This window comes from Methylobacterium sp. B1 (assembly GCF_000333255.1).
In the GTDB taxonomy this organism is placed as follows: Bacteria; Pseudomonadota; Alphaproteobacteria; order Rhizobiales; family Beijerinckiaceae; genus Methylobacterium; species Methylobacterium fujisawaense.
The window spans coordinates 1-7,423 of record NZ_BACT01001013.1 but is presented as its reverse complement, the minus strand read 5'-3'; the positions used below and the strand labels follow the sequence as shown (position 1 = coordinate 7,423).

4 protein-coding genes, 1 tRNA gene and 1 pseudogene are annotated in these 7,423 nt (G+C 69.0%); 2 read left to right on the top strand and 4 right to left on the bottom strand.

Translation table 11 applies throughout. The features are described from left to right. Positions 1-86 precede the first annotated feature (86 nt). Together I53_RS28105 and I53_RS28100 are read left to right on the top strand one after the other, a co-directional pair. Positions 87-926, top strand: a complete 840-nt coding sequence (locus I53_RS28105) for an alpha/beta hydrolase (RefSeq protein WP_251982480.1) — start codon at positions 87-89, stop codon at positions 924-926. 428 nt (positions 927-1,354) lie between these two features. After that, positions 1,355-3,043: a HAMP domain-containing methyl-accepting chemotaxis protein gene (locus tag I53_RS28100; protein ID WP_043357213.1), complete on the top strand. Its 1,689-nt coding sequence runs from the start codon at positions 1,355-1,357 to the stop codon at positions 3,041-3,043. A gap of 465 nt (positions 3,044-3,508) precedes the next feature. Here I53_RS28100 and I53_RS28095 read toward each other — a convergent pair. The 4 genes and pseudogenes from I53_RS28095 to I53_RS28080 form a co-directional block, all read right to left on the bottom strand. Further along, positions 3,509-3,584 (bottom strand) — tRNA-Val (locus I53_RS28095). 61 nt (positions 3,585-3,645) lie between these two features. Next, positions 3,646-4,365, bottom strand: a complete 720-nt coding sequence (locus I53_RS28090; RefSeq protein WP_043357210.1) for an aspartate/glutamate racemase family protein — start codon at positions 4,363-4,365, stop codon at positions 3,646-3,648. A gap of 71 nt (positions 4,366-4,436) precedes the next feature. Beyond that, the gene (gene lon / locus I53_RS28085; RefSeq protein ID WP_043357208.1) at positions 4,437-6,863 is read right to left on the bottom strand and encodes an endopeptidase La; all 2,427 of its coding nucleotides are present in this window, start codon (positions 6,861-6,863) and stop codon (positions 4,437-4,439) included. 248 nt (positions 6,864-7,111) lie between these two features. Continuing rightward, positions 7,112-7,423 (bottom strand): annotated as a pseudogene (locus I53_RS28080) (ATP-dependent Clp protease ATP-binding subunit ClpX); the annotation flags it as partial.

Genomic DNA, 7,423 nt, shown 5'->3' with positions numbered 1-7,423 from the left:
CGGCGGCGCCTGTAAGTGCCCGCTGCCACGGAAGTTTGCCTGGCGCCGTTCGGCCGGCGCAGGGAGCCGGGGCGAATCCTCGGATCGTGCCGCGCCGGATCGTCGCTTTGGCGCAGGACCGGACGATCGCCTACGCGGAGATCGGCCCCGGACCGGACCTCGTGGCGATCCACGGCACGCTGATGTGCCTGGAGGACGTCTGGCTCGGCCCCGTGCCGGCACTGGCCGAGCATTTCCGCGTGGTCGCCGTCGACCGACCGGGCCACGGCTTCAGCCGACGCCCGCGGGGCGCCGCCGCCGAAATCTGGGATCAGGCCGCGAGCATCCGGGAAGCCGTGCAGCGCCTCGGCCTGCGGCGGCCGGTGATCCTGGGTCACTCGTTCGGCGGGGCCGTCGCCCTGGCGTACGGGATGCTCCATCCGGAGGAGATCGCCGGCGTCGTGGCCCTGGCGCCGATCTGCTTCCCGGAGCCGCGGCTGGAGCAGGTGCTGTTCGGGCCGCGGGCGCTGCCGTTCGGCGGCGACGCTCTGTCGGCCCTCCTGGCCGCGAGCAGCGACCGGATGCTCCTGCCGCTCCTGTGGAACGCGATGTTCTTTCCCGAGGCGATGCCGCCGCGCTTCGCCCGGGACTTCGCGTTCGATCTCGCGGGTCGCCCGGCGCAGATCACCGCCGAGGGGGAGGATGCCGGCTGGCTCTGGCCGGCGCTGACCCGCAGCGTCCTCGGCTACCCGTCGCTGCACCGGCCCGTCCGCATCCTGGGCGGCAGCGCCGACCTGGTGGTGAACACCACCCTGCACGGACAGCGGGCGGCCGGGATGATCCCCGGCGCGCGGTTCGAACGTCTGCCGGACGCCGGCCACATGCTCCATCATTTCCAGGCCGCTGCGGTCGTGCGCGCGGCCTGCGCGGTGCAAGCCTGCGCCTGACGCGTCCGGCGGCCCCGCGCGTGGCGAGGGTGCCTGAAGATGCTGCCCCGTGCAGATCCCGATCAGTCCACCGGACATGGCCCGATCACGGCCCGATCACGGCCCGCGACGGGAATGTTCCGATCCAACGACGCGCCGTTCACCTCGATCCAGCCCGTTATCGCTGCCCGTCGCTGCCCGTCGCCGCTTTGACCGCCCGGCTTCCCGCGCGATAAATCTCAGCCGACCCGGAACTTTTCGCCTTCGCATGCGTCGGGCACGCGGATGCGGTGCCGCCAGTCCCGGCGCGCGCCCGAAACCTCTTGCGCACACAAGTCGAAAATCGCGACAGCAAGGAAAAAAACGCGCGATTAGGATTTTCTTTATCCGATACGCTGAAGATTGAGCACGTAATTCCAGCTCAATCACCTCGGATACTGGCGATCCACATGCCCCGCCTGACAATCGGCCGCAAACTGATTTTGTCGTCCGCCGTGACGGCCTTGTTCGCCGCTGGCGTGATCTACAACCAATGGAACAGCGACCGTCGGATCGCGGAAGCGACCGACGCCGTCGCCCGGGAGCAGACGATCCTGACCGGGATCTCGCAGGCGCAGGTCGCCCTGAACCGGATCCAGCTGAGCCTCAAGGCCGTCGATCTGGCTCGGACCGCTCCCGAGGCCGACGCGGCCGTCACCCGAGCGGCCAAGGAAGCCGAGCAGGCGTCACGCGGCCTCGAGCGCCCGATCGCCATCGCGTTGAAGCCGCAGATCCTGCGTGACAGCGGGACGGCGTTGCAGGATCTGGCCGGCGCCGTGAGGACCTATGCCGACGCCGGACGGACGGACCTGCGCGGCGGCGCGGTCGATCCGGACGCGGCGAACGCGGCACGACGGTCGATCACGGAGCAGATCGCCCGGGCCGAGGGCATGATCGATCAGGCCGTGGCCAACGCGCGCGGCTTCACCGACAAGGCCATGGAGACCACGACCGAGCAGGTCAGCGCCGCGACGCGCTTCGGCCTCTTGGCGGGTGCGGCCATGCTGCTGAGCCTGCTCACGGCCGCGATCCTGCTGATGCTCAACATCCAGCGCCCGATCACCCGCTTGGTGGCGGTGCTGGAGCGCATGGCCGCCGGCGAGATCGACGCGGAGATCCCCGAAAGCCAGCGGGGCGACGAGATCGGCGCGCTCGGCCGCGCCGTCGACAACATCAAGACCATGGTCGCCCGCAAAGCCGCCGAGGAAGCGGAACTCCGGCAGATCGCCGATGCGGCCGCCGCGGCGGAGCGCCGGCGCACGATGGTCGAACTGGCCGACAGCTTCGAGCGGGCGGTCGGCGGCATCGTCAGCATGGTCTCTTCGTCCTCCACGGAGTTGCAGTCCACGGCGGAGCAGATGACCGCCAATGCGAGCCAGACGGCCGCGCAATCAACCACGGTCGCCGCGGCGGCCGAGGAAGCGGCGGCCAATGTCGGGACCGTGGCGGCAGCCGCCGAGGAATTGGGGACCTCCGTGCAGGAGATCGGCCGGCAGGTGGCCGGCTCGGCCGGGCTCGCCCAGGCTGCGGTGGCGGAGGCGGACCAGACCACGCGCCTCGTGCAGGAACTCAGCCAGGCCGCCGAGCAGATCGGCGCGATGGTGGGAATGATCTCGAACATCGCCGGCCAGACCAACCTGTTGGCCCTCAATGCGACGATCGAGGCCGCCCGGGCGGGAGAGTCGGGCCGCGGCTTCGCCGTGGTGGCGGCCGAGGTGAAGGAGCTGGCCAATCAGACGGCACGGGCCACCGAGGAGATCGGCCGGCGGATCGGGCAGGTGCAGGGCGTGACCGACCAGGCCGTTTCGGCCATCGGTGGGATCACGGGGCGGATCCGCGAGATCAACGACGTGGCCTCCAGCATCGCGGCGGCCGTCGAGCAGCAGAGCGCCGCCACACAGGAGATCGTGCGCAACGTGGCGCAGGCTTCGAGCGGAACGGCCGAAGTGACCGGCAACATTGCGGGTGTGGCCCGCGCCTCCGAAGACACGGGCGCAGCCGCCGCGCACGTCCTCACCTCGGCGTCCGAGCTGTCGCAGCAATCCGAACATCTGTCGGCCGAGGTGCGACGCTTCCTGACCACCGTCCGGGCGGCCTGAGCCCGCCCGGCAGGCCTCCTCGCGATGCTCGATCGGGTCGCGCCTGGCGGTGCGACCCGATCGGCCGAGGCGTAGGCCGGCCTCGAGGTCGCGCTTCACACGACGTGCGCCGATCGGCCCTCGATACGCCAGACCGGCACATGGCTCTCAAACGGTTGCAATCATTGACGTTCGGAGGCGCGGCCGCTCAGCACACAGATCGATGCTCGACCCCGGGCCATGTGGCGCGCGGACAGATGCGCAGGATCGAAAGGTGCGCATTGGCCCTCGGTCCTGCCGCAAAAGACACCGTCGAAACCGACGCGCCGCCGGACCGCGCGTGATCCCCTCCGGGACCTCGTAACGAGGCCGGCTCGCCCCCTGGCGCGCTTTGCCGGCTCGGTGGCATGGCGGTGCCGTCAGAACGGTCCCCGTGCAGGACGTGCGACCGGTGAAACGGCCAGCTCCGCGAAAGAGGGAGGTTTCTGGTGGGCGGTGAGGGACTCGAACCCCCGACCCTCTCCGTGTAAAGGAGACGCTCTACCAACTGAGCTAACCGCCCGGCCGGCGACCGTTACGGCATGGCGCCGGTGCGGTGCAAGGGGCTCCGTTTCGGATCGGCGTCAGGGATCGACGAGCCGCGCCGCCAGTGCCGGCGCCAAGCCAACGCTCTCCACGGGCTCTGGCCTGAACCGGACCGTCCCGGTCGCACCCGCTGCAAGAACCGCACGGGTTCCCGCCTCGACCGAGCAGATCAGCGGAACGGGAACCTGCGCCGCGATCCGCCGCGCCAGTCCCGCGAGGCCGGCACCCCCGAGAATGACGCGCTCGGCGCCGGACGCCGCGCAGGCGCGGCAGGCCTCGGCCAGGGTCGCCAGGGCGGCGTCCGGATCACGGGCGATGGCGCCACCGCTCGGAGCCACCGTGTGGAGCGCCGCCAGAGCATCGGACAGGCCGAGGGCCGCCACGAATTCCCGCAGCATCGGCTCCCAGGCCGCGCCCCCGGTGACGATGCCGAAACGGCCCGCCGCGGCGGCCTCGCGACAGGCGGCTTCCGCCATGCCGATGACCGGCACCCGCGACAGCTCCCGCAGGGCGAGGAGACCCGGATCGCCGAAGCAGGCCAGATACACCGCGTCGCACTCAGCCCCATGCTCCGCGAGGGCGTCGAGCGCCGCATGGCCGGCGATGGATGCGGCAGCCCTGCTCGCGATGTAACGCGCCCCGAAGCGGCCTGTGACGGCGCGCAGTTCCGCTTGGTCACCGAGTTGCGCACGGACATGGGCGGCGACGAGGTCGGTGACATGCGCGCTGGTGTTCGGGTTGATCAGCAGGACGCGCATCCAAGCCTCCGCGCATGAAAAAGCCCCCGGGGCGCGAAGCTCCGGGGGCTCGTCTCATTCGGACGTCTTCGTCAGTGGGCCACGAAGGCGGCGCCGTCTTCCTCGGTCCGGGCAGGCTTGGCCACCGGCAGCGGCTCTTCCCACTCGATCGCCTCGGGCTGACGGACCAGCGCCTTCTCCAGCACCTGATCCATCCGCGAGACCGGGACGATCTCCAGCCCGTTCTTCACGCTGTCGGGCACCTCGGCGATGTCCTTGGCGTTCTCCTCGGGGATCAGCACCGTCTTGATGCCGCCGCGCAGCGCGGCGAGCAGCTTCTCCTTCAGGCCGCCGATCGGCAGGACCCGACCGCGGAGCGTCACCTCGCCGGTCATCGCGACGTCGCGGCGGACCGGGATCCCGGTCAGCGTCGAGATGATCGCGGTGGCCATGGCGATGCCGGCCGACGGACCGTCCTTCGGGGTCGCCCCCTCCGGAACGTGGACGTGGATGTCGCGACGCTCGAAGAGCGGCGGCTCGATCCCGAAGTCGATCGCCCGGGAGCGGACGTAGCTCGCCGCCGCCGAGATCGACTCCTTCATCACATCCTTCAGGTTGCCGGTGACCGTCATCTTGCCCTTGCCGGGCATCATGACGCCCTCGATCGTCAGCAACTCGCCGCCGACCTCGGTCCAGGCCAGACCCGTGACCACACCCACCTGGTCGTCCGCGTCGATCTCGCCGTAGCGGAACTTCGGCGGGCCGAGGAAGACCGGAAGGGTCTCCGTCGTCACCGCGACCGACTTGGTCTTGGTGATCAGGATCTCCTTCACCGCCTTGCGGATCAGGTTGGACAGCTCGCGCTCCAGGTTCCGGACGCCGGCCTCCCGCGTGTAGCGGCGGACCAGCATCATCAGCCCGTCATCGTCGATCGACCACTCGTGCGTCCCCAGCCCGTGCTTCTTCAGGGCATTCGGAATCAGGTGCTTGCGCGCGATCTCGACCTTCTCCTCCTCGGTGTATCCGGCGATGCGGATCACCTCCATCCGGTCCATGAGCGGGCCCGGGATGTTGAGGGTGTTGGCCGTGGTCACGAACATCACGTTCGAGAGGTCGTAATCCACCTCCAAGTAGTGGTCGTTGAAGGTGCTGTTCTGCTCAGGGTCGAGCACCTCGAGGAGCGCCGCCGAAGGATCGCCGCGGAAATCCATGCCCATCTTGTCGATCTCGTCGAGCAGGATGAGCGGGTTCGAGGTCTTGGCCTTGCGCATCGACTGCACGATCTTGCCGGGCATCGAGCCGATATAGGTCCGGCGGTGACCGCGGATCTCGGCCTCGTCACGGACGCCGCCGAGCGACATGCGCACGAACTCACGACCCGTCGCCTTGGCGATGGACTTGCCGAGCGAGGTCTTGCCGACGCCGGGGGGACCGACCAGGCACAGGATCGGACCGGTGAGCTTGTTCGCCCGCTGCTGCACGGCGAGGTACTCGACGATCCGCTCCTTGACCTTGTCGAGGCCGAAATGGTCCTCGTCGAGGAGCGCCTGGGCGCCGAGCAGATCCTTCTTGATCTTCGAGCGCTTGCCCCACGGGATGCCGAGCATCCAGTCGAGGTAGTTGCGCACGACGGTCGCCTCGGCCGACATCGGCGACATCTGGCGCAGCTTCTTCAGCTCCGCCGTCGCCTTGTCGCGGGCCTCCTTGGAGAGCTTGGTCTTCTCGATCTTCTCTTCCAGCTCGGCCAGCTCGTCGCGGCCATCCTCGGAGTCGCCCAGCTCCTTCTGGATCGCCTTCATCTGCTCGTTCAGGTAGTACTCGCGCTGGGTCTTCTCCATCTGCCGCTTGACGCGGGTCCGGATGCGCTTCTCCACCTGCAGCACAGAGATCTCGCTCTCCATGAGCGACAGCACGCGCTCGAGGCGCTGCGCCACCGTGGGGGTCTCCAAGATGCCCTGCTTGTCGGAAATCTTGACGAGCAGATGCGAGCCGATCGTGTCGGCGAGCTTGGACGGCTCGTCGATCTGGGTCACGGCGGAGACGACCTCGGGCGAGATCTTCTTGTTCAGCTTGACGTAGTTCTCGAACTCCGAGAGCACCGAGCGCGCGAGCGCCTCGGCCTCGACGCGGTCGCCGAGTTCGTCGTGCAGGGCCTCGGCGGTGGCCTCGTAGTACTCGTCCGAGCGGGTGAAGCCCGTGACCTTGGCGCGGCCGACGCCTTCAACCAGCACCTTCACGGTGCCGTCGGGCAGCTTCAGGAGCTGGAGGACGGAGGCAAGGGTGCCGATCTTGTAGATCGCATCGGTGGCCGGATCGTCGTCGCCCGCGTTGATCTGGGTGGCGAGCAGGATGTGGCGGTCGGTGCGGACCGCCTCCTCAAGGGCGCGGATCGACTTCTCGCGCCCCACGAACAGGGGCACGATCATGTGCGGGAAGACGACGATGTCGCGCAGGGGGAGGACGGCGTAGGTGCCCGTCGTGCCCGGAACCACCGGCTGGCGCGATTTCGACTGTGACATGCTGACTTCCTCTCAGGGACGCCCGGGTTCGGCACCTCCAAGCATGGAGCGCGCCTACAGCCAGGGGCCGACCGGGCCGCGAGGGTCGGAATTTCGAAAACTTTGCGGCTGGTGACGCGGACCGGACCTCGAAGGAGCGTGCGGCCACCGCGCTGAGCCTGAGGTGGCTGCGGGGCGCAGCGTTTTCAAGATGTTCCCCGCAGCGCGCCCGGCCGGAGCCGGGCGCTTAACGCAACCCTACCAAGCGCTTACGCGCTGACGCTGGCGGGCGCTTCCTTGTTGCGGTCGCCGTGGATGTAGAGGGGACGCGACTTGCCCTCGACCACCTCCGGACCGATCACGACCTGCTCCACGGACTCGAGGCCCGGCAGGTCGTACATCGTGTCGAGCAGGATCGTCTCCAGGATGGAACGCAGGCCGCGGGCGCCGGTCTTGCGCTCGATCGCCTTGCGGGCGACGAGCGACAGCGCGTCGTCCTGGAACGTCAGATCGACGTTCTCCATCTCGAACAGCCGCTGGTACTGCTTGACCAGGGCGTTCTTCGGCTCCTGCAGGATCTT

Coding starts and splice junctions, on each gene's coding strand:
- I53_RS28100 (WP_043357213.1), top strand. CDS start 1,355: ATGCCCCGCCTGACAATCGGCCGCAAACTGATTTTGTCGTCCGCCGTG.
- I53_RS28090 (WP_043357210.1), bottom strand. CDS start 4,365: ATGCGCGTCCTGCTGATCAACCCGAACACCAGCGCGCATGTCACCGAC.
- lon (WP_043357208.1), bottom strand. CDS start 6,863: ATGTCACAGTCGAAATCGCGCCAGCCGGTGGTTCCGGGCACGACGGGC.